General features: G+C 42.7%; 25 protein-coding genes and 1 pseudogene. All 26 read left to right on the top strand.

From position 1 onward, the window contains the following. Window positions 1–475: pseudogene (locus Q0339_RS02690) on the top strand (restriction endonuclease); the annotation flags it as partial. A 208-nt stretch (window positions 476–683) separates the two neighbouring features. Next, window positions 684–788 (top strand): putative holin-like toxin, encoded by a 105-nt coding sequence (locus Q0339_RS02695; protein ID WP_246269769.1) that lies wholly within the window; start codon window positions 684–686, stop codon window positions 786–788. Window positions 789–1,157: 369 nt separating this feature from the next. Then, window positions 1,158–1,868 (top strand): hypothetical protein, encoded by a 711-nt coding sequence (locus tag Q0339_RS02700; RefSeq protein WP_298077251.1) that lies wholly within the window; start codon window positions 1,158–1,160, stop codon window positions 1,866–1,868. Between the two features lie 226 nt (window positions 1,869–2,094). Then, entirely contained in the window at window positions 2,095–3,942 is a 1,848-nt protein-coding gene (locus Q0339_RS02705) for a PTS sugar transporter subunit IIA (RefSeq protein WP_298077252.1), read from the top strand. 12 nt (window positions 3,943–3,954) lie between these two features. Next, complete coding sequence (ypdE, locus tag Q0339_RS02710; RefSeq protein WP_298077253.1) at window positions 3,955–4,995, top strand: aminopeptidase; 1,041 nt, start codon at window positions 3,955–3,957, stop codon at window positions 4,993–4,995. 13 nt (window positions 4,996–5,008) lie between these two features. Next, complete coding sequence (locus Q0339_RS02715) at window positions 5,009–5,314, top strand: PTS lactose/cellobiose transporter subunit IIA (RefSeq protein WP_298077254.1); 306 nt, start codon at window positions 5,009–5,011, stop codon at window positions 5,312–5,314. 22 nt (window positions 5,315–5,336) lie between these two features. Continuing rightward, window positions 5,337–5,675, top strand: coding sequence for a PTS sugar transporter subunit IIB (locus tag Q0339_RS02720; protein WP_298077256.1), 339 nt, complete (start codon window positions 5,337–5,339; stop codon window positions 5,673–5,675). 30 nt (window positions 5,676–5,705) lie between these two features. Continuing rightward, window positions 5,706–7,031, top strand: coding sequence for a PTS transporter subunit EIIC (locus Q0339_RS02725; protein ID WP_298077257.1), 1,326 nt, complete (start codon window positions 5,706–5,708; stop codon window positions 7,029–7,031). A 9-nt stretch (window positions 7,032–7,040) separates the two neighbouring features. Further along, window positions 7,041–8,096, top strand: coding sequence for a Xaa-Pro peptidase family protein (locus tag Q0339_RS02730; protein WP_298077259.1), 1,056 nt, complete (start codon window positions 7,041–7,043; stop codon window positions 8,094–8,096). A 3-nt stretch (window positions 8,097–8,099) separates the two neighbouring features. Continuing rightward, entirely contained in the window at window positions 8,100–9,281 is a 1,182-nt protein-coding gene (locus Q0339_RS02735; RefSeq protein ID WP_298077261.1) for a PatB family C-S lyase, read from the top strand. A 494-nt stretch (window positions 9,282–9,775) separates the two neighbouring features. Next, on the top strand, window positions 9,776–10,567 hold the full coding sequence (locus Q0339_RS02740; protein WP_298077262.1) for a hypothetical protein: 792 nt from the start codon (window positions 9,776–9,778) through the stop codon (window positions 10,565–10,567). Between the two features lie 40 nt (window positions 10,568–10,607). Next, entirely contained in the window at window positions 10,608–11,171 is a 564-nt protein-coding gene (locus Q0339_RS02745) for an SLATT domain-containing protein (RefSeq protein ID WP_298077263.1), read from the top strand. Window position 11,172: 1 nt separating this feature from the next. After that, window positions 11,173–12,474, top strand: coding sequence for a nucleotidyltransferase (locus tag Q0339_RS02750; RefSeq protein WP_298077264.1), 1,302 nt, complete (start codon window positions 11,173–11,175; stop codon window positions 12,472–12,474). Window positions 12,475–13,048: 574 nt separating this feature from the next. Next, window positions 13,049–13,354 (top strand): helix-turn-helix transcriptional regulator, encoded by a 306-nt coding sequence (locus Q0339_RS02755; protein WP_268445280.1) that lies wholly within the window; start codon window positions 13,049–13,051, stop codon window positions 13,352–13,354. A 169-nt stretch (window positions 13,355–13,523) separates the two neighbouring features. Next, on the top strand, window positions 13,524–14,681 hold the full coding sequence (locus tag Q0339_RS02760; protein WP_298077265.1) for a hypothetical protein: 1,158 nt from the start codon (window positions 13,524–13,526) through the stop codon (window positions 14,679–14,681). A 17-nt stretch (window positions 14,682–14,698) separates the two neighbouring features. Further along, on the top strand, window positions 14,699–15,142 hold the full coding sequence (locus Q0339_RS02765; protein ID WP_298077267.1) for an ORF6C domain-containing protein: 444 nt from the start codon (window positions 14,699–14,701) through the stop codon (window positions 15,140–15,142). Window positions 15,143–15,166: 24 nt separating this feature from the next. Next, a complete protein-coding gene (locus Q0339_RS02770) occupies window positions 15,167–15,700 on the top strand; it encodes a hypothetical protein (RefSeq protein WP_298077268.1) in 534 nt (177 codons plus the stop codon). Window positions 15,701–15,856: 156 nt separating this feature from the next. Next, on the top strand, window positions 15,857–16,054 hold the full coding sequence (locus Q0339_RS02775) for a hypothetical protein (RefSeq protein ID WP_070755734.1): 198 nt from the start codon (window positions 15,857–15,859) through the stop codon (window positions 16,052–16,054). A 42-nt stretch (window positions 16,055–16,096) separates the two neighbouring features. Next, entirely contained in the window at window positions 16,097–16,336 is a 240-nt protein-coding gene (locus tag Q0339_RS02780) for a DUF2922 domain-containing protein (protein ID WP_291431321.1), read from the top strand. 572 nt (window positions 16,337–16,908) lie between these two features. Continuing rightward, on the top strand, window positions 16,909–17,394 hold the full coding sequence (locus tag Q0339_RS02785) for a hypothetical protein (protein WP_298077269.1): 486 nt from the start codon (window positions 16,909–16,911) through the stop codon (window positions 17,392–17,394). Window positions 17,395–17,434: 40 nt separating this feature from the next. Then, window positions 17,435–17,668 (top strand): phage holin, encoded by a 234-nt coding sequence (locus Q0339_RS02790; RefSeq protein WP_298077270.1) that lies wholly within the window; start codon window positions 17,435–17,437, stop codon window positions 17,666–17,668. A gap of 71 nt (window positions 17,669–17,739) precedes the next feature. After that, window positions 17,740–18,420, top strand: coding sequence for a CHAP domain-containing protein (locus Q0339_RS02795; RefSeq protein WP_298077271.1), 681 nt, complete (start codon window positions 17,740–17,742; stop codon window positions 18,418–18,420). A 1,248-nt stretch (window positions 18,421–19,668) separates the two neighbouring features. Beyond that, window positions 19,669–20,274: a DUF488 domain-containing protein gene (locus Q0339_RS02800; RefSeq protein ID WP_298077272.1), complete on the top strand. Its 606-nt coding sequence runs from the start codon at window positions 19,669–19,671 to the stop codon at window positions 20,272–20,274. Beyond that, entirely contained in the window at window positions 20,271–20,708 is a 438-nt protein-coding gene (locus Q0339_RS02805; protein WP_298077274.1) for a DUF488 domain-containing protein, read from the top strand. The genes Q0339_RS02800 and Q0339_RS02805 overlap by 4 nt, the downstream gene beginning before the upstream one ends. A 10-nt stretch (window positions 20,709–20,718) precedes the next feature. After that, entirely contained in the window at window positions 20,719–21,039 is a 321-nt protein-coding gene (locus Q0339_RS02810) for a hypothetical protein (RefSeq protein ID WP_298077275.1), read from the top strand. A gap of 65 nt (window positions 21,040–21,104) precedes the next feature. Continuing rightward, window positions 21,105–21,377 (top strand): hypothetical protein, encoded by a 273-nt coding sequence (locus Q0339_RS02815; RefSeq protein WP_298077277.1) that lies wholly within the window; start codon window positions 21,105–21,107, stop codon window positions 21,375–21,377. The last annotated feature ends 9 nt before the right edge of the window (window positions 21,378–21,386 follow it).

Below are 21,386 nucleotides of genomic sequence, written 5' to 3' on the forward strand. Positions count from 1 at the left end.
GGTGCTCGGTCTGATAAAAAATATCCGGAAGTATAAGTATATTAACAATAAGTATATCGAAGCCCATTCAAATCTAAAGAAATATAAAATAATTTTGCCAAAATCTAATGGGAGTGGAGCAATTGGAGATGCAGGTCCTACTCCTCTAATTGGAGAACCCCTAATTGGAGAACCATTAACTGGATATACCCAATCATTTATTTCTTTTGGAGCATTTGAGAAGTCTATAGATGCTAGCAATTGTCTCAAATACATTAAAACAAAATTTGTAAGAGCTTTGTTAGGAACTTTGAAAATTACTCAAGACAATAATAAAGATACTTGGAAAAATGTTCCGACCCAAAACTTTACAGCTAATTCCGATATTGATTGGTCACAATCTATTGCTGATATAGATCAACAGCTCTATAAAAAGTATGGGTTGAGCGAGTCAGAGATTGCCTTCATTGAAGAAAAAGTCCAAGCGATGGAATAAACTTTATATACACTCAGAGAGCCCGCCAATTGGTGGGCTCTATCCATGACAAAAAGCGAACTAAAGTTCGCGTCAACTCTTCCATAATCCTCCTAATAGGCGTATAATAGAGATTGTAGAGAAGTGAAGACGGTGGTGACTCCCACTCAGGAGGAGGTGGTGCCCTATGTGCATCCATCAAAATCTAGAGGGAAGGAGGACACTGAATTTGTCAGCTGAAGCTGTGGTAAGGCTTATCTTGGAATTTGGTACTTTTGTCATTGCCTTGATTGGGCTCTGCCACAAACTCTTCAATAAACACGACAAAAAATAGCCGTCCCCACTTTGACTCGCGGGACGGCTATTTCTAGTCAAAACCGCATCACCGTCTTATACGGCTCTGCATGGGAGTCGAGGGCTAACTCGACTCCTTCTATGTTTATTATACTGTACAGGTTTGGAAGAAGTCAAATCTCTTTCTCGTTTCCACGTCAAAAGGGTAAAACTACAATAAATCCTAAGAGGAGGAGAGGTCCGAGATAAGGTTATTAATGTATAGATCGACTGCTGAATATCGAAATTAGTTGGAGGTCTAGAGAGGGGGATAAGAGTTACAAGGTAAATTATGGGTAGAAGTAGCGAACGGTCAAATCAAATATATAGGTCAGATGAAAAAGTTCAAAGTTAAGAGAGGAGATATTGCATGAGTTATTTATACTATGAAATACGTAAGTTGTTCAAATGGGAAATGTTAGGGGCAGGAGTATTTTCTGCGATTTTTAAAATTGTTTCTCTAGCACTTGTATATTATTGTTTTTTTGATTTGAATAACCCCAAGGGTTTTGGATTTTTGCTAGTGCTCCTCATTGCATATACCATGTATTTCGGTGCAGATAATTTTTTTCTTGATAAGAGGAAGCGTGTAGTAACTGAATTGATGGAAAAAGAGCTAATTAATGAGCCTAATATAAGCAATCTCATTGATGAGATTGATAGTTCATTAGCTAAAACAACAAAATTTGCGCAATGGGTGTGTGGTTTCGTTGCGTCTATCACTCTTTTAATAGGAACAGGTATTGGTAGTGCAATCACCTTGTATACGGAAAAGAGATATAAATTATTGAGCTCTACTTCAGAAAAAATGAGAGCATTAGATGATTTCCAGAGACTTTTTGACACATTACTTGGGGAAACTGGACTTCAGCAAGTAGTCGCTATAATTTTACTTCTTATTTTACCTGTTACTATTAGCTATATTCTAATTCAGGGCTTCAGTTTTAGGAGAAGACAAATAAGACTCTATCTTTTAGACTGCAAATATGAATTAGATAGAAAAAATACCTATAAGCAATGTGGGCAAAATGAATGCGTTGAGGATGCTTCAAATAATGTCAGATCCATAGAGAAAATATAGTAGTGCTAGTCGTCTATATGAATCAGTATATTAGAGCTCGAGGTAGATAGTACCTCGAGCTCTTTCTATTATTGCATTCTCTCGGGGGGAGGAGTCCAAGTCTATTAGACTTTCTTATCCAACACTTTTTTCCACAAAAAAAGAAAAAGATAATCTTTTCCCTAAGAAAGCGCTGTTATATAATGAAGATAGATGATAGGACAGTTAATAAGAAGGGGGAGAATATATGAGGCGTAAGGAATTATTGAAGAAATTGAAGCAGGAAAGCTTCATTAAATTAGATGACTTAGCACAGACCTTTGATGTATCGACTCGGACCATTCGTGATGACGTGAAAGCACTAAACGATGAGTCGACTTCTTTCAGAATCGAACTGTCCCGTAAACGCGGCTATTATTTAGTTATTAGTGACGCTAATCAGTTTGAGGATTTCTTATCAGATTGGACAGAGGATGGCTACGAGACCAAGAACAAGCGAATGGAGACGCTCTTAGTTCATCTTCTATTACATTCCCAATATATCACTTACCGTCAACTAGCTGATTTATGCGGGATTAGTATTGCCCAGGTTAAGTTAGACTGTGGAGCTTTATCCAAGTTGCTTGAAGGCAGTGAAATTAAATTAGAAACGAAAGCTCATCACGGGATTCGGCTGCAAGGCAATCTTTACGATAAGATTAAACTGATTGACGCTTACTATATCAAAGGACAGCATTTAATATTGGATTACATTAGCCATTTGGTGACTAATCCAGACGATATCAGCCAAGGGGTGAGACTCATTTGTCAGGAGTATCGCCTAAGACCTGATGGTGATTCTGCGCGGATTTTACGGAGATGGCTAGAATTATTAATCTGCTACCATATATTGAATGTAGAGACTCAGTATCAGAGTCTTAATCTGTCCGATATGGAGCCTCTAAAAAAGATTCTTAACCAGTATGAGATAACGAGGGCTTGTCTTCCACATGCTCAAGTCATTTATCAGTTACTCTTAGAACACCAATCGATTAACTTAGTAACCCAGACTGCGTTGCGTAAATTTCTCTATCAAGTTTATACAGAGATTGATCAACAGTTCGATACACGATTTGTTGAAGATGTTGATTTCATGCGGATGATTCAGCTCCACGTTGCCGTGATGATGGAGAGTAATCATCTATCGGATAGTAGTAAGAGTAGTCTAATTGATTCGCTCTGCCGGGAGTTTCCGGCAATTATGAACTGTGCGCTACATCTAGTTAAGCGTCTCGAGCAAGAGTATCATATGACCATTACGGAAGAGGAAATCGTCTACCTCACTTCCCATATGGCGGTTTCTTATGAGCGTCAGAGCGATCGTAAGATACGGAGCTACTACCATATCGCCTTAGTTTCAAGTTCCGGTGGGGGATTGGCACAACTCATGGAGATGCGATTCTCTAAGATATTCCCATCTGCTAGAATCAAACTTTTTTCACTAGACCAGAAGACAGAGCTCTTAGCCTTTCGACCGAATCTAGTCTTTTCCATTAAACTTCTAGATTATCCGGTTGATTGTCCTGTAGTTCTAGTTAAGGAAGTTTTGGAGGAGCTAGATTATTTTAGTATCCAGAACAATTTGGAGTACTTAACTGAGATGGGGACACTCTTAGACGCCAATAAGGGTTTGTTGGAAATGATATCTCCCGATCTCTTCTCTATAGGTGACTATAATCAGTATCTAGATTTATTAGAAGACGTCGCGACTAAACTAGAGTCGTATACGCATAGTGAGAACTATGTCACCTCTATCTTGGAGCGGGAGTCTTATGTCTCAACCGTGTATGACAATGGCTTAGCCATTCCCCATCCCATGGAAATGAAACATTCAGAAAATTTAATTAGTGTTACCTTACTTCCTAAGGGGATCATCCACCAGGGGAAGACGGTCAAATTAGTCTTTATGTTAGCTCTTAAACCCAACCAAGTTGAAGTTCATCAGCATATCTCTAAGAAGCTATATGGGCTAATGCAACAAGCTTCAGTGGTTCAGGAATTAGCTAATTGTCAAAATTATCAAGAATTCATCAACTTATTAAGAATCTGCTTATAGGAGGCGAGGAAGATGGATTATGAATTGCTAGGGGCACTCTGCAATGCGGATGCTCTGGCTGCAGATGAGGAGGAAGTCCGACATGTGATTCGCTCGGAGCTTAGCCAGTTAGGTTGGGTAGAGCGAACGGACGGCTTAGGTAGCTTAATCTACAGCAAAGAGAGTCTGCAAAATAGTCAGAGTGTGATGCTATGTGGACATATGGATGAGGTAGGCTTCATGGTTCGGACAATTGATGAACTAGGCTTGATTCATCTCATGAAGGTAGGGGGTGTACAGACCTACGGGCAGTGCTATCAACATGTGCGTGTTACAACTCAAGACGGGCGAAAAGTGAAGGGTATGGCAATTGCTCAGTACCAAAATGAGACAGTGCAACGAGTGTTCTGCGATATTGGTGCTCAGTCGCGCGAAGAAGTTGAAGCTTTAGGCATTCAGACTGGCGACATGGTGACCTTCGATACAGACTTCAAGGCCTACCAAGTAGCCAATATCTATGCCGGTAAGGCTATGGATAATCGACTAGCCTGTTATATAATGTGTCAGTTAGCCAAGCGCTTGGATCAAGTTGATTTACCTTATAATTTACACCTAGCCTTCACTAGTAGTGAAGAAGTTGGCATTCGTGGCGCTCGGACAGCTGCCCAGATGATCGATCCCGATTCAGTCTTCGTTATTGATGTTGCGACTGCTCCTAACCAGTTGATTCGGGACCATACCAATCAGCGCCAAATGGGGCAAGGTCCTATCCTGACCTTCTTCGATCGAACACTGTCACCAAACCGCAAGATGACGCGATACATTCGTGACATCGCCAAGGATAAAGGCATCAAAATTCAGTGTGATATGTTTAATTCTGGTGGTACGGATGGTGGTGAAGCACATAAGGTCCATGACGGTAAGCCTACAGTCGTGACCATTGTGCCTGTTCGCTACGGTCACTGTACAGCTTCCTTAGTGAATAGCCGAGATGTGGACCAGATGACCGATATATTCCAAGCAATTCTCGAGTCCTTAGACTCAGCGAGATTGACACAATTCAGACAATTTTAGAGGGGGTGACAAGATGTCAGTGAAGGAACAAGATATTGTCAAGATCATTGCCAACTCAGGTGAAGGCAAAATGAAGGCCTTTGAAGCGCTCAAGTGTATCAAGACGAAGGACTTCAAGAAGGCCCGTGAACTACTGAAAGAATCGCGCCAGGTAGAGGTGGATGCCCATAATGCGCAGACCCAAATCATTGCTGACGCGCTAGATCCTGATAACAAAGAAGCTGTGACTTTACTCATGGTTCACGCGCAGGATCATTATATGACTTGTCAGTTAGCTCGCGATTTAATTGAGGCTTTAATTGATATATTTGAGGAATAAATAGAATAGAGGAGGAAGTATCATGAAAATTCTATTATGTTGTGCGGGTGGTTTCTCAACCAATATGCTGATGCAGAACATGAAGAAGGTTGTGAAGCAGAGTGAAAAACTGAATGAAGCAGATTTTGACTTCACTGCCATTCCCGCTGATTCACTTGAAGGAACTGTTGAGAATTGGGACATTGTTTTGGTAGGACCACAAATTGCGCATAAGATTGATTTTATCAAATCCATTCTAACCCCTCTCGATATACCCTATGCCATCATAGATAAGGACGTATATGGTGAGATGGATGGGGCGACAGTCATGAAGTTGGCCCTCGTGACCTATAAGAAACATCAACTCAGTAAACAAAAATAATGAGGACAAAGATTTAAAGGAGTGAGTAAAATGTTTGATAAGTTTGCCGAATTTATGAACCGTTTTTTCCTACCTTTAGCTCGTAAGGTAGATAACCAACGACACTTAAGTGCGATTAAGGCGGGTATGATGGCCCTAACCCCTTTCACGATTTTAGGGAGTTTTTTCGCCGTTATTCCAGCAATTCCCAATATGCTATCAGCAACTAACCCGGTAGCAGTTTTCATTAATGATAATGCGACTCTAATCGATTTGCCGGTGACTCTATCCATCGGCTTGATTGGCATGTATGCCTGTATGGCAATCTCCTATAACTTGGGGAAATATTATAAGCTCTATATCCCGGGTTGTGTTACCTTGTCGACTTTCTCCTTCCTCTTCATGGTAGCGACCTTTAATGATGAGGGACAGCTAATCTTGAAGAACCTAGGGGCACGCGGCCTCTTCACAGCCATGATCGTTGGCTTACTGACTGTAGAACTCTATAACTTCTGTAAAAAACGTAATATCACCATACGGATGCCAGAAGGGGTACCAGACTTTGTATCTCAATCCTTCGAGTTAATTCCAGTTACGCTGATTGTTGGGGGGACTTTTATCGTCCTGCGCTTTATCTTCCTTAACATTATTGGAGAATTACCACCAAGCTTATTAACTCGTTTCTTGACCCCGTTAGTAGGGAGTATGGATAACCCATGGGCTGTACTTATGCTTAACTTCGCTATCTGTACCATCTTCTTCTTCGGGATTCACTCATCCGTCTTCAGTCCAATTACGCGACCTATTATGGTGGCCTTCATTGCAGAAAACATTGCAGCCTTTCAAGCCGGAGAACCATTACCACACTTCTATACCGCAGGGACATCTAGCGCCTTCTTTGGATTTACAGGTTGTGGTATTAGTATTGGCTGTATTATCGCCTGCATGATGTCTAAGAACCAACGCTACAAACAAATTGGTCGGGTCTCTCTCTTCCCAGCCTTATTCGGGATTAATGAACCTATCTTGTTCGGGGCACCCATTATCTTGAACCCTATTATGTTTATCCCGCATGTTTTTGGGGGTGCCATTATTGGGACCTTCCCAATGTTCCTCATGCACTGGGGCTTGCTGAATAAGCCGGTTTTTGATCCGCCATATGTCGGGATTTTCTTAGAAGGATTCCTTACTAATGGGGACTGGCGGACTATTATCGCTTGCGCCATTCAATTGATTGCTTCCGTGGCAATTTACTGGCCATTCTTCAAAATTATGGAACGAAATGATGAATTACAAGCTGCACAAGCCAAGGCTGATAAGGCAATCTTCAATGCGGAAGATGAGGCTTTGTTAGCGGATCTAGACTTAGACTTCTAGGTGATTCTTATGGAACGAATTGAGAGATTGCAAGCCATGATGAGGGATCAAGGATTGGATGCCATCGTGGTAACTAACAAGATTACTAAGCAATACCTTGGTTTAGTAACAGGGAGTGGCTGTGTGCCGGTTGTCTTAGGTGATCGCGTCGTCCAATTTATGGACGGACGCTATCAGAACGAAAGCTATCGATTAAAGAGCGCAGAAAAAAAGGTCCTAGACAATCGGGACTACTATGGGGCCATTATCCCATTTTTAAAGGAGATGGGGTCTAAGGTTGTTGGTCTTGAAGATGAAGGAATCTCTGTAGCAAAATACCTAGAGATGAGAGAATTCTTCGAGATTCGTTCGGTAGGCGAATTGATTGTGACCATGAGAAGTATCAAAGATCAAGACGAGATTGCAAAGATTCGCACAGCTTGTCAGATGACTGATGAAATCTTCAATCGCCTACTTCCATGTATCCGAGCTGGTATGACGGAGAAGGAACTAGTAGCTTATCTCTACTTCGAATGCTTCAAGGCGGGAGCGGATCGAATGTCCTTTGAGCCAATCATAGCAAGTGGCTGGCGGGGCTCCTTACCTCATGGGCGTCCAAGTAACAAGGTGATTCAGGAAGGTGAGCTTGTAACCATTGACTTCGGGATTGTTTTCGAAGATTATATGTCAGATATGACACGGACTGTCGGTATCGGCCAGATTAAGCAAGAACTCTTGGATATTTATGAGGCCGTCCAACTCTCTCAGCAAGCAGCAGTAGAGGCCGTTCGGCCCCGTCTCATGGGCCAGGAAGTAGATGCTGTTGCTCGTCAAATCATCGAAGACAAGGGCTACGGCGCCTATTTCACGCATGGCCTAGGGCATGGAATTGGGATAGGAGGCGATTATCCTATGCTTAATCCGACCAGTAAGTTCTGCTTGGAGGCGAATATGGTCCTGACTTGCGAACCAGGTATTTATGTCCCGGAAGTTGGTGGCGTGCGAATTGAAGATGTCGTGCTAGTCACGTCGGTTGGCGGCGAAGCGCTGACCAAGACCGATAAGTCATTAATACTGGTGGGATGATTTATGGATAAATTTGATAAAGCATTCGACAGAAGCGCTATTGGAACACGCAAATGGGATCCAATCTTGTTGGAAGAGAAGATGCCAGGAGCGAAGGACGTGATTGCGATGGACTTAGCTGATATCGACTTCGAGTGTGCCCCGGCCATTCAACAAGCCCTTGTGGAGCGCGCTATGCAGGCCGATTATAGCTATACTTATGTGCCCGATAGCTTCTATCAAGCCGTTATCGATTGGAATCGTCGCTACTATGGGCTGGAGATAGAGAAGGATTGGATTCGATTAGTGTTTGGGACCGTCTCAGCCCTTCATAATATTGTGCAAGCTCTGACAGAAGAGAGCGAAGCCGTAATGATTCAGACACCGGCTTATGCCCCCTTTGCTGAAGCTGTGCAGCATAATGGGCGACGCTTAATCTGTAATGACCTTGAGATTCGAGACAATCGCTACTACATGAACTTTGAGCGTATGGAACGTGACATCCAACAAGAGGGCGTGAAATTATTCATCCTCTGTAATCCGCAGAACCCCTCAGGAAGGGTTTGGACCAAGGAGGAATTGTATCGACTCGCTCAAATCTGTCAACGCCATCAGGTCTGCCTTGTGTCAGATGAGATTCATCGCGATATCGTTTTTAGGAGTCAACACTTTACTAGCATATGGCAGGCTAATGAAGCCATTATGCAGAATAGTGTTTTATGCGTCTCTCCCAATAAGGGATTCAACCTTGGGGGGCTTAAGACCTCTTATATTGTCGTGCCTAATCCTCAAATAAGGGCTCAAATCTATGAGCGCCTATCAGCTAACTATGTCACTTCCCCCCATGTTTTTGCGGTGCCAGCTATTGTAGCCGCCTATAACAAGGAAAGACAGTGGCTAGAGGACATGGTAGCATATATTGAGGAAAATCATCGACTAGTAGAAACTTACGTCAAGGAGCATATGCCGAGATTCGAAGTAATGCCTGCCGAATCATCCTTCCTAGTTTGGGTGTGGGTTGGAGATCTACTTAAGGCAGAAAGTGAAGTGAAGGCATTCTTCAATGCTTGTTCACTTACGGTAGTGCTAGGGAGTTACTTCGTTCAGAATGGCGAAGGCTATGTCCGCTTGAATATAGGCATGCAGCGTGATAAGGTATCAGAGGCGCTAAGACGAATGCTTAGGGAATATAAATTGAGAACATAAGATACTATCAGCCACCTGTAATGGGTGGCTGATTTTTAATATGGGGAAGTGAGGTGAGGGGATATTGCCATATTAGATAGAGGCACGTCGTGTTGGGAGGCAGCCACGTCGCGTTGGAGGTCCAAAGCGACGTGGCTCGGTAAGGAAGCGAGTATTTTGAGGCAAAAAGTAAGAAAAAACGTGAGCCACGTCGTATTGGGAGGTAGCGATGACGCATTGGACCTCCAACACGACGTAGCTCAAAATGTAAGCTGGGCTTAAGCTGAAAAAGGTGAGGAAGAAACCCCAAAGTCGCGAATGGCGTGCTTTTTGGCGTATATAGGTGCAAGAAGGGGTCAAATTACTAAAATAGATAAACTATTGTTTAAAAATAATACTGTGCCATTATTGGAGAAGACAAAAGGCAAGAGTATAATGGAGTTAGTGGATTAATGCACAGGTTGGCGGTAACTTATGCAACCCCAAAATACCAAGAGAATGTTAGGAGTTTAAGTATGAAGTTTGGTTTACGAACCCCAAGTTTAAAAAAACGCCTCTCGGCCCGAACAAGTGGTGCGGCGAAACGAAAAATTAAAAGAGCTTTGATTCCCGGCTATGGGCGTAGGGGGAGAGGGTGGCTTACCAACCCTCGGAAAGCACTGTATAACAAAATCTATCGTAAAACGACATTTGGCTGCCTTTTACCTTTCCTGATTAGCGCTAGCCTAGTAATTGGTGGCACATCATTTATTGCTGCAACACCATCATCAGTGACCATAGAGGAACGTAGTAAACAATGGATAGATGAGCATCTAAAAGATCGAACACTCTCAGAATTTACGCAAGATTTAATTAAGCTAGAAGACGAGAAGCTCAAGGAAATAATCTTATTTGGGCACAAAAAAGGAACGCAATTGAAAGATGACTTCGATATCATTGGACGTGATGTAACAATCAAAGGGAAAGTGGTTGATATAGCGCGTCCACCTCAAAAACAGATGGATGGCAAGTATTTTGGCACCTATCTTGTCTATCTAGGAGATAAGCCAATTGAAGATTACCAGATTATTGAAGACCGCAGTAGTACTCGTAAAGATATGTCAAAAGAAGATTTCTTTCTAGGAAAATACCCGGAGGAGAAGATTCAATTGGTACTAATCGAGCATAAGTCTGATCAACCAATAGAAAAGGGAACAGAGCTAGAGGTATCCGGTATTTTGACTAACTATGTATTGAGAGCCAAGTTTGATGGGACAGTAGAGGAATTCTCTGCGCTAATAGTAACCAAAGATATGGCGAGTAGGTAAAAGATAAGATTAAGGAAGGATTAAAGGAGAGATAAATAGCATGTCACAGAGACAAAGGCAGCTTCACGAAGAAATTAAAAAGTTTATAGTTAATGTTTCTTGGACCCATAAAATCCAAGTTGTATATTCAGACATACTGGCTAGCTATGCGAAATGGGTTCGAGTAGGGGGGATAATACTTTCTGCTTTAGTTTCATCAGGCTTAATTTATATTTTGTTGAGTGATAAATACTGGGCAAAAGTCGTGACGGCAATAGCATCTATATTCGTTACCGTTCTAACTGCTCTAAGGAAAGAATTTGACTTTGAGGGAGCTAGTGAAAGAACAAAACGGGATGCAAATATGTTCTGGGAGCTTAGAGAAAAAGCTACACATTTGCTGTACATTTTAACCTATAACACAGCTAATTCTGAATCTGTAGCGACAGAATTTAATGAACTAGTTGAAACTCGCAATAAGAAAATGCCTGATCTTATTAACGCTCCACAAAAAGCGGTTAGGAAAGCTAGTGAGCTCCTGAAGTTGAGAAAAGACGATGATTATGAGGAAGATTATAAATATTTAATACCGTACAATCTAAAGGACATATTAGAGGAGGAATAGTGTGAATTTAGTTGAGCACTTTAGAGATTTTTGTGAAGATGAGCTTCCCGTTGAGAAACAGGAGCTTAATAGATGGCAAGACCGATTAAAAAAAATTACTAAGAAACTAAATAGAGAGTACTATCCTAATAACGATTTTGAGGATATAGAGAGCGATAACTGTTATATTGTTGGAAGTGTTGGCCGCGGGACAGCCATTGCAAAGACAAGTGATTTCGACTGTATTTTTAAGTTGCCTCAAACAGTCTATGATAGGTTCAATAAGCATTCTGGAAATGGGCAGTCTAAGCTTTTGCAAGAAGTTAAAGAGGTGATAGCTCAGACTTATCCGTCAACTAAAATAAAAGGTGATGGTCAAGTAGTCTCTATTACTTTTACAGCTTGTCCAGCTGGTATAATTGAATTAGTTCCAGCATTCGAACAATATAATGGGGATTTCAAATATCCTAACACGAATAACGGTGGGTCTTGGAAGATAACAAAACCAACTCCTGAAATAACTGAATGTTGTCGATTAAGTGATGAAACAAATGGTCATTTTATAAATTTCTGTATGCTTTTGAGAAAATGGAAAAACACAAATGGTTTTGCATTTAAAGGTCTACTTATCGATACTATGGTTTCAGACTATCTCGAAGATGAAGGAATAAGTTCATTTGGTTACTCTGACTATGAGAAACTCATACCAAATTTATTTAAGTATTTGTCTAAGCAAAATAAGGAGAGAAGCTACTGGCTAGCACTAGGTAGCAATCAACAGATAGAAAATAATGATAACGGAAAATTTGTAGATAAGGCTAAAGAGACATATAATCTGCTTAAAAACTCAAGTGATATTATTAAAGATTATAGGGCTACATTCGGAAATCGATTCGCTAAATCGGATCCTTCCATATCCAATATAAGAGCTCCCAAAGAACAATTCATCGAGGAAATGTTTCCAATTTACATACAGTATAATTTGGAGTTAGATTGCGACATAACTCAAAAAGGATTTCGAAAGAATTCATTGCGCCACTTTCTAAGTCGGGGATTTTGGCTAAATACTAGAAAGAGTTTGGATTTTTACATATTAAATATGAATACACTTAGTACTCTCAAGGGTGTTGAATATTTCTGGAAAGTAAGAAATGTAGGGGACGAGGCAATTAGGCGAAACTGTGAACGAGGGCAGATAATAAAAGGTAGTGCTAGAAAGCATGAAAATACGGATTTTAAAGGGTTGCATTATGTTGAGTGTTATGCTGTTCATGAAGGGATAGTTATTGCGAGAGGAAGAATTGAAGTTCCTATCGCCCCCTAGTCGAGTGTAATCTGAGGATATATCGTTTTTGGAGACATGAGTTAATTGACTATAAAAAAAATCACGACCAATAATCGCTATTTTCTGTTTGGTTTATAGAATTGCAAAAAATTTGATAGCTCAGACCGATATCCAATATTCAATCTGATGATTAAAAATCAGATTAGAGATATACAAAGATGCATCCCCTATATGAAACAATATATAGGTTCAGATACGCTAGCTTTGACTAGCGTTCTTTTGCTATTACTAAATTCCCCTATATCTCCGACGTCCTTATTGCTACTATAATCCATCAACACAACACCGTAATGTGCACAACCTCATTAGCATCTTCAATTGACAACAGCCCATCCCTAAGCTATTTCTTAGACTATAATATTGCTCAAAATGAATTTTGTTGCAAATTATGAAATCATTTAGTGAAGGGCTTTCTAGAATTTACAGGCGTATAATATAACTATAGTAAGTTAAGGCGGATTCTCTCTCTCGTTTGGCTCCATGGTTAAGCAGTTAGGTAGAAGTCGTCTTTTTGCTATATCAAGACAAATTCTATAAGAAAGGAGGGTTACTTATGAGAGAGATGCAGCAAATTCAGATCAGCTACCAATATGATCATGAACGTCTTTATGAGGCACTTAAGCGGAGAGGCATGACCGAACGTGCGCTGGCAGAGAAAATCTATTGCTCGCCCGCTACGGTTTCTCGAATCTTCAATGGTTGTGGCCGTCTAAGCATTGAGACCATCATTATGGTCTGTCTAGCTTTGGAACTGACGGTTGAAGAGCAGCTTGAGATTTTCTATTTCTCTTGTATGGGTATCTTGCGTCATTTAGGGGTGAGTATGGGCGATACCCAAGACATTAAATTCGACATATGACATCAGGAGGCGTAGTTTAATACAATTCACTATATTGCCACAATATAAATACTCAATTTCTGGTTAACTAAAAATCGCTAAAAAATCGTGACCCATCAAGAACATTACATTAAATATTAGAAAATGTTATTGCATAGGGGTTTATAACTAATTGGAAGGAAGAAAAACCATGAAATTCGATGATTTAAACACCTTGGATTTATCCAAGGTGAGGGATCAGATTTTAGCTTATTCGATTCAGCTAAGTCGCTCCTATTGGGAAGTTGGCCGGCGTTTACACTATGCTAAGTTATTTTTGTTGCCAGAGGGAAGTTTTCTCCCTTGGCTTGAGACGCTTTATATAGATTATGACGAGGCTAATCGCATGATGTATGTATCCAAGAATTTACCTAAGATGGAGTGCTACGAGCATCTAGGCTTATCGCTACTTTATCTTATCGCAACCATTCCCGAGGAACATCGCCAGAAGGTCTATAGCTTACCTTCAGGCAAACGTAAGTACCTACATCAAATGTCTCAATTGGAACTTAGGACTGTTAAGCGCCTATTGAAGGCGGGTCAGCTAGAGTCTTGTTTACAAGGAGATAGTCAGTTACAAGTTGACTGTCAAGAGGTGAAGAAGGAGCCGCAGTATGCCGTTGCGCCTGAAGCGAGCCAGGCTAGCGCACCGCAAGCTCCTGCTACCAACCAAGCTGCTACGCAACAGGCCCCAACCAGCCCTCAAGCTAACGGGCTCCAGTCTGACGCCCAATCGGACAATGCTACGCACCAAGCGAGGCAGGCTCAGACTAACTTGCTTACCCCAAGTCAAGATCTCAAGTCCAACCCACTAGCCCCCAAGCTAGCTGAGGCGGAGGCCACTAACCAACGTCTACGGGAGTCGCTTAAGCAGGCTAATGCTAAGTACCAAGAAGACCTACAATCTATCGAGGAGCGCTACCGTTATCTCAAGCGATTCCGTGAGGGATTATCGCATTTTGCTAATCGGTCCACGACCTTCATTCCGGACTTGGAGGGCCTCAATCGGATCATCGCCTTTAGCCATGAGATTGATCACTGGCTAGCCAAGCTAGCGCCTATGCGCTATATCGATGACTTTAAGGCTATTCAGAATCAAGTCATGGTCGATCATTACCTTAAGCAGATTGACCGAGTAGACGACTGGGTCCAATCCATGCGTGCCAGCATCCATCAGGCCCAAGCCCTAGGCCGGCGAGATGTGACATCTGAGGGGGCTAAGACACAAGCTAAGCAGGCAAGCCCTGGCGCTAACGCATCTAAAAACAACTTCACTAGCCCAACCCAAGAAAATCAAGCAGCTGCATAATATAAGGAGGAACTACCATGGAAACAGCAAGCCCAAGTACATTGAACAATCAAATGACTAGCCTAGAAGCCCAAGTCCAAGCTCAACACCAGTTGCTGGGGCAGATTAACAGCCATCTCCAAGTTTTAACGACTCTCTTAGATCGGCAACCTCTGTCACCTGAAGCCACTTATGCCCTAACGCGCTTGCGCCGCCATGAGATTCACCAACGACTAGGGGACAAGGACCGCTTACTAATAGCTCGGCGTCCGGAACTGGTGCGTCTAGTCTATCGGACGGCTCGCCTGGCCTTCCTCAGTCAATTTAGCTTATCCAGCTATGGCCATCTGCCACAGGAGCGTTATGAAGCTGCTGTGAGTTTTTGGAAGGAATGGAAGGTCCCGGTCGACTTGCAGGCACAGCTGGACCAAGCCTATAAGGACTTGGCCCAAGACCGGCCTCAACTCCATGCCGTCGCCTAGACTAGGGTTAAGGAGGGAACAGCTATGACTTCCGGCCATTATGCCTTGGACCAGGAGCAACTCCTGGCCCGCTATCGGCTCTTGTTGCATCATGTCTTGCACCAATACCATCTCTTGGCTAAGGACCAAGACTATGAAGATTACTTCAACGAACTCTATCTACACCTTGTCCGCCTAGCCCGCGACTTCGATGGGGACGCGCTCAGCGAGTCTGACCGCTTCCGCTTCGTGGGCTATGCTCAGCGGGGCCTAAGTTGGCATCTGGGTCAACTCCTAGCCAAACGATCACGTCAGGCGCAAGGCCTGATTGGCAATCAGAAGGTCCTGCATTTTGCCGAACAGGTTGGTGCCAGTCGCCCGCCTTTGGATGACCTGGTCAACTCGCTGCTGCTGTCGCAAGTCTTGTCGCCAGCAGACTATCATTTCCTCTGTGTGGCCCAGAACGAGCAACTCTCGCTTAGGGCCAAATGCCAAGAGCTAGGCATCTGTAAGAATACCTACTATGCCCGCCTCAAGCGCCTACGCCAGACCCTGCAAGCCAGTGACTGGTCGGCTTGAGTGCTTTGTTCAGCTCTTTTTCTCCAGCTCCCGCAGAGGGGGCTTTTTTATTTTGCAGAAAAATAAATTTTGAGGGCTGACTTGGGCATGAGGCGGGGGCTTAATTCTTTTTAAGTATGTAACGTTACAAGAAACTATCTTAAGGAGTGATTCATTATGGCACGATCATATGTTAAGGGTATCCTCAAGTTCAAGTCCCTAGATGAGAACAAGAAGGCGGAGAACGTCTCCATGCCTAACTTAGTAGAGAACGCCAGCGCCGAGGACATCAAGTCCGTGCGCGACGCCATCGGCACCCTGGTTGAGCATCCCATTACTGAGACCCAGGTGACCGAGGTCTTCAGCGTCAACTAGTCAGCTTGTTGAGTAGAGTAGATAATTTAGGAGGAACCCATCATGGCTAACAAAACAATTAAGACATTTGAGATGAATTTCGCGACTGCAGACGGCAAGTCTAAGAAGATTAGCCTGCGCCACGCCAAGGCAGATATTACCAAGGACCAGGCCAAAGCCGCCATGGCCACCATTGTCGGCAAGGACATCTTCACCAAGGACGCCGTCGACCAGTTCGCCAAGGAGAAGACCGCCAACTACGTCACCCGCACCGTAGAGGAAGTTTATAAGGCTGAGGCTTAGGGGTGAGTTGGGCGCCCGCCACGTCGCGTTGGAGGAGTGCCACGTCGCATTGGGCGTCCAACGCGACATGGCTACGACATAACACCCTCTTTTAGCCTGGAAAAGGGCAAAAAAGCCCCCGCCACGTCGTGTTGGGCGTGAGCCACGTCGCATTGGGCGTCCAACGCGACATGGCTGCGGCAACACTCCCTCTTTTAGCTCGAAAAAGGGCGAAAAGACGCCCGCCACGTCGTGTTGGGAGAGCGCCACGTCGCATTGGGCTTTCAACGCGACGTGGCTGCGGCAAGACACCCTCTTTTGGCTCGGAAAAGGGCGAAAAAACACCCGCCACGTCGTGTTGGGCAGGATCCACGTCGCATTGGACCTCCAACGTGACGTGGCTTAGCCAAAAACACCTAGTATCTCACGAGCCAGTCCATAGATAGGGGGAACAGTGGACTGGCTCGGTCGCTAGGTGGCGAAAACCGGGCATTTTGCTGGATTTGCGACAAGCTAGTCCATAGATAGCTAGAACAATGGACTGGCGCCAGCCACGCAGCCCCCCCATCATCATTCAGAAAGGAGCCTTCATCATGACATGGCTACAGCTTACGACGCTGGCGTCCGGTCTAGTCGCGGGCGCGACCCTCCTGGGCAAGTTGGTGCGCCTGATCGCGGCGATTCAGACGCTGATTCTTCGGATTGAGCGTATGCAGACGGACTTGGCTAACACGCAAATTAATCTGCAAGGCGCGCAAGCCAATCTTGCGACGACCCAGGATAACTTACATATCACGCAAAATGACTTAGTCACGACCCAAGCCAACCTGCATGCCACACAAACAGACTTAGCCACGACTCAAGCCAATCTGCATGCCACGCAAACAGACCTAGTCACGACCCAGTCCAACCTGCATGCTACCCAAACAGACCTAGCCGCCACCCAAGCCCAGCTCCAGATCACTCAGACCGACCTAGGCGCGACCCAGGCTCAAGTCACAACGGTGGCTCAGGACCTGTCCCGTGTCCGCCAACGCCTGGGGCGTCTGGAGGACAGGCGGGCCCACAGTCTGGCCTGACGCACTTCTATCTCTAAGCAAAGAAAGCGAGGTAGTCATTATGCATCTTCCCACTAGTCGCAAGGCTTATACGACGGTCCAATGGATGGCACTCATCCTGATTCCGGCGCTAGCGGTCTTAGTCCAAGGTCTAGCCGAACTCTATGCCTGGCCCGAACCCTGGGCTCGTCGCCTAGTTGGCACCCTCAACCTAGTTGGCGTCTTCCTAGGGGCGCTGCTTCAAGGCTGGCATTATGGCCGACGTAAGACTAAGAGCAAGGCAAAGACCGCTTAGGCCCACCGCTCACGCCCAAAGCCACCCATACCACGCTCCAATCCCATCTCATCCAAAGGAGGAACCCACCCATGAAGCCACAAATTCAAGCACTTCTATCCAAGGCTCAAGCCTACCTAGGCGTCCAAGGCGGAAGTCCCGCCCATCAGGCCCTCATTGATGCCTATAACGCTGTCCAGCCCCTGCCGGTCGGCTACGCCGTGACCTACAGCGACGACTGGTGTGATGTCTTCGTCACCGTTATGGGCGACCAGGCCGGCATCGCTCATCTGATTGGCCGCGAATGTGGGGTGCCTCGCCATCTGACCTGGTGCCAGGAGCAGGGCATTTGGCTAGGGCATGCCTGGCCTCAAGCTGGTGACCTCATCTTCTTCGATTTTGGAGGTGGTCCTGCTTCCCATATCGGCATCGTGGAAAGTGTGGACGGCGACAGCGAGACCATCAATACTATTGAGGGTAACTGGCTCAATCAGGTTGTTCGCCGTCATTATGCTAGTGACGACTGGCGCATCCTAGGCTATGCCCGGCCTCGCTATGATGCGAGGACTGGGAGTGTAGCCAATGGGAATGAAGCGAGGGGAGCTAATCATCCTAATGGCTGTTCAGATACAAGTAGCTCCCTAGACGATTTAGCTCTATCGGTCATCCGAGGTGATTGGGGCAATGGACAGGAACGAGCGGACCGCTTGACTGATGCGGGTTATGATGCGCAAGTTGTGCAGGAATTGGTGAATGAGAAGTTGGCAAGTTAAAGAAGATAAAAAGCGCCGGTAGGGCGCTTTTTTATATGGATAGATAATATTTACACAACTTGTCTACTAATATCCGTCATAGTTCAGCAAGAATCATAAATGTTATCGCAAGAATAGGCAAGATATATTGATCCAGCTTAGTTACTATTAAAATAGACTACCTAATTATGGGCAGGTATTAATGGTGAACTCTAATTACTCAATGTATTTGAGTAAATTAAGTTTCATTTAAATATTACTCTCATGAGCAATTTATGTGGCTGATTCTTCGAGCTTATAAGGAACTTGAAGAGGCAATTGATAGTTAAGACTTAAAGGAGCATGGAATCCATTTAATGGCTACAAGTAGAAGAGGTAGTGAAAATTATTTTTGAGGGAGGACAAAATTCAATAGACTTTAAATTGGCTGCTTAGATAAAGGGGTATTTGTAAAAAAAATAGTTTGTTGGCATGCCGATAAAGAACTAAACCGTTTTTATTAATATTAGGGGGATACTACTTGGAAATTGTTGTCGAAATGACTGATCATATATTCTATATATGAAGTCTCGTTTCGTCAATCTATTAAATATGGGATAACTCTAAAATTGATATAAAGGTGCATAAAATTCGAATATTCTATTTGTCTAGGTTAAATACAGATAGCACGATAGTTGTCGGTACGCTCATAATATCTATGCAATTTTACATAGGAAGCTTATGTTTTCATATCGCTAAAAGCGAATACAGCTTTAAGTTGCATATAGGTGTGGCGTTTTATTAAATGAGAACAACGGACTAAAGGTACGTATGATGTGAAGTGGTAAAGGTGGATACTTTCTGAACTTCTTGGATTGTAGGATTTTATATGATTTTAATTTCTAAACAAGATGACGAATTCTCTGAAGTATGTATGCAACTTAAAATTGGGAAGAGTGTCGTTTAAAGCTTCATATGATTGATTGAAATTATAAATTAATGGTATACTTTTCTAGTGGATATAAAAGCTATAAAAGGAAAGCATCGGATTTAGGCCTATTATAGATATACTTCTCCTTTGTTTCTAACTCTCTCAATTATGTATAAAAATCCCATTGAGATATGCAATTTGAGAATAGATAGAGTAGGATATAAAAAGGCATTTATTTTTCCCTATAGATGGCGTACCCACTTCCATCTGTTATCCCCATATTTAAGGGAAAGATAGATAATTCAATATGACATATATGCATGAGGAAACAAATCACTATATCTGAGGAAGGTAATAACATGGGAATCTTGTACACAATTGGTCATTCGACTTTTGAAATATCTAACCTAGTAAACAATCTAAAAAAGTATAACATTAATTATCTATTGGACGTTCGAAGCATGCCATACTCGAGATTTGCACCTCAATACAATAAATCAGAATTAGAGAGAGAACTAAAAAAGCACAATATCAAATATTTTTATATGGGAAAATTTTTTGGTGCAAGACAGCTAGATAGAACTTTTTACCCCAATGGTTATATAGACTTTTCAGTTTATAGAAAATCAGATTTATTTCTCAAGGGGAAGACTAGTGTTTTGAGGGGATTAAAAGAATATAATATTGCATTAATGTGTACTGAAAAAAATCCAATAGAGTGCCATAGAACTATAATGATTGCACGAGATTTTGAGGTTAGCGATGTGAAGGTTATGCATATTTTACACGATGGAAAGTTAAAATCTCAAGAAGAGATTAGCAATGAATTATTAGAACGATTCTTTCCTGATAGGCATCAGGTATCGTTATTTAATGAGGAAAATAAAGATATTAATTGGTATTTAGACGAAGCATATAAAAAACAAAATGAACTCATAGGCTATAGAATAGGGGAAGAAGAATGATAATATACACGATTGGGTTTACTAAAAAAACTGCAGAAGATTTCTTCTCGAAAATTAAAAAAGAGGGTGTTGAAATATTAATAGACACTAGATTAAATAATCGTTCTCAGTTATCAGGCTTTGCCAAAGGAAGTGATTTACCATATTTTCTACGAAATTTATCTGAGTGCGAGTATTCGTATGAAGACTGTTATGCCCCAACTAAAGAAATCTTAGATGATTACAAGAATAAACGTATATCTTGGAGTCAATATGAGGAAAAATACAGGGAGATGCTTCATTCGAGAAAAGCAGTAGAAGTTTTCTATGAGAAATACGGGAAATATAAAAAAGTTGTACTGTTATGTTCAGAGCATGATGCAGACTTTTGCCATAGACGATTACTAGCTGAAGAGATCCAGAACGCATATGGCTATTCAGTTAAGCATATATAGGAGAGCTAGTATGACTAATAAAGTTCGAATGGTAATAATGACTATGTCAGATAAGCATAATGGATACTGTGTTGCTGGTATGGACCTAGAATCATCAAAATGGGTGCGACTTATAAACGAGGAGAACTCACATTTCCAGTTATGTGACAGAGATTTAAAATACGAAGATAATACTCAATGTTCAATTTTAGATGTGGTTGAAGTAACGTGTGTGCAAGGAAGAACGCAGTTGATTCATCAACCAGAAAATATTTGCATAAGCAATGAGGAGCCATTAAAAAAATTAGTAGCATGTCTTGGAAGGATGCTCTTAGAGGATGTGATGTTGTGAGAGAGGAGTATATATTGGGAGTGCCTCCACGTCCACCATTTGTCCACTGTGAGGAAAGAAGGCTTATGTCACGGCCTAAACAAAAGTCTTTAGCTTTAGTTTGTGCAAAAAAAACATATATTATACCACCCGATGAAGGGAAATTCCATTCTAAAATTATATTTGATTATCACAATTCTCAGGGGTGTGTTTTACGCTATAAATTAACTTTAACAGACCCTGACTTTCAAGTAGATTCTAATCTCTTTTTAGGAGACATACTGCTTATTGTAAGTTTAGGGGAAGAATATGAAAGTAAATACTTCCTTCTTGCAGCTAAGGTAATACAAAAGGTGTGATGTAATCAT

Origin of the sequence: uncultured Abiotrophia sp., from assembly GCF_938010525.1 — a bacterium.
In the GTDB taxonomy this organism is placed as follows: Bacteria; Bacillota; Bacilli; order Lactobacillales; family Aerococcaceae; genus Abiotrophia.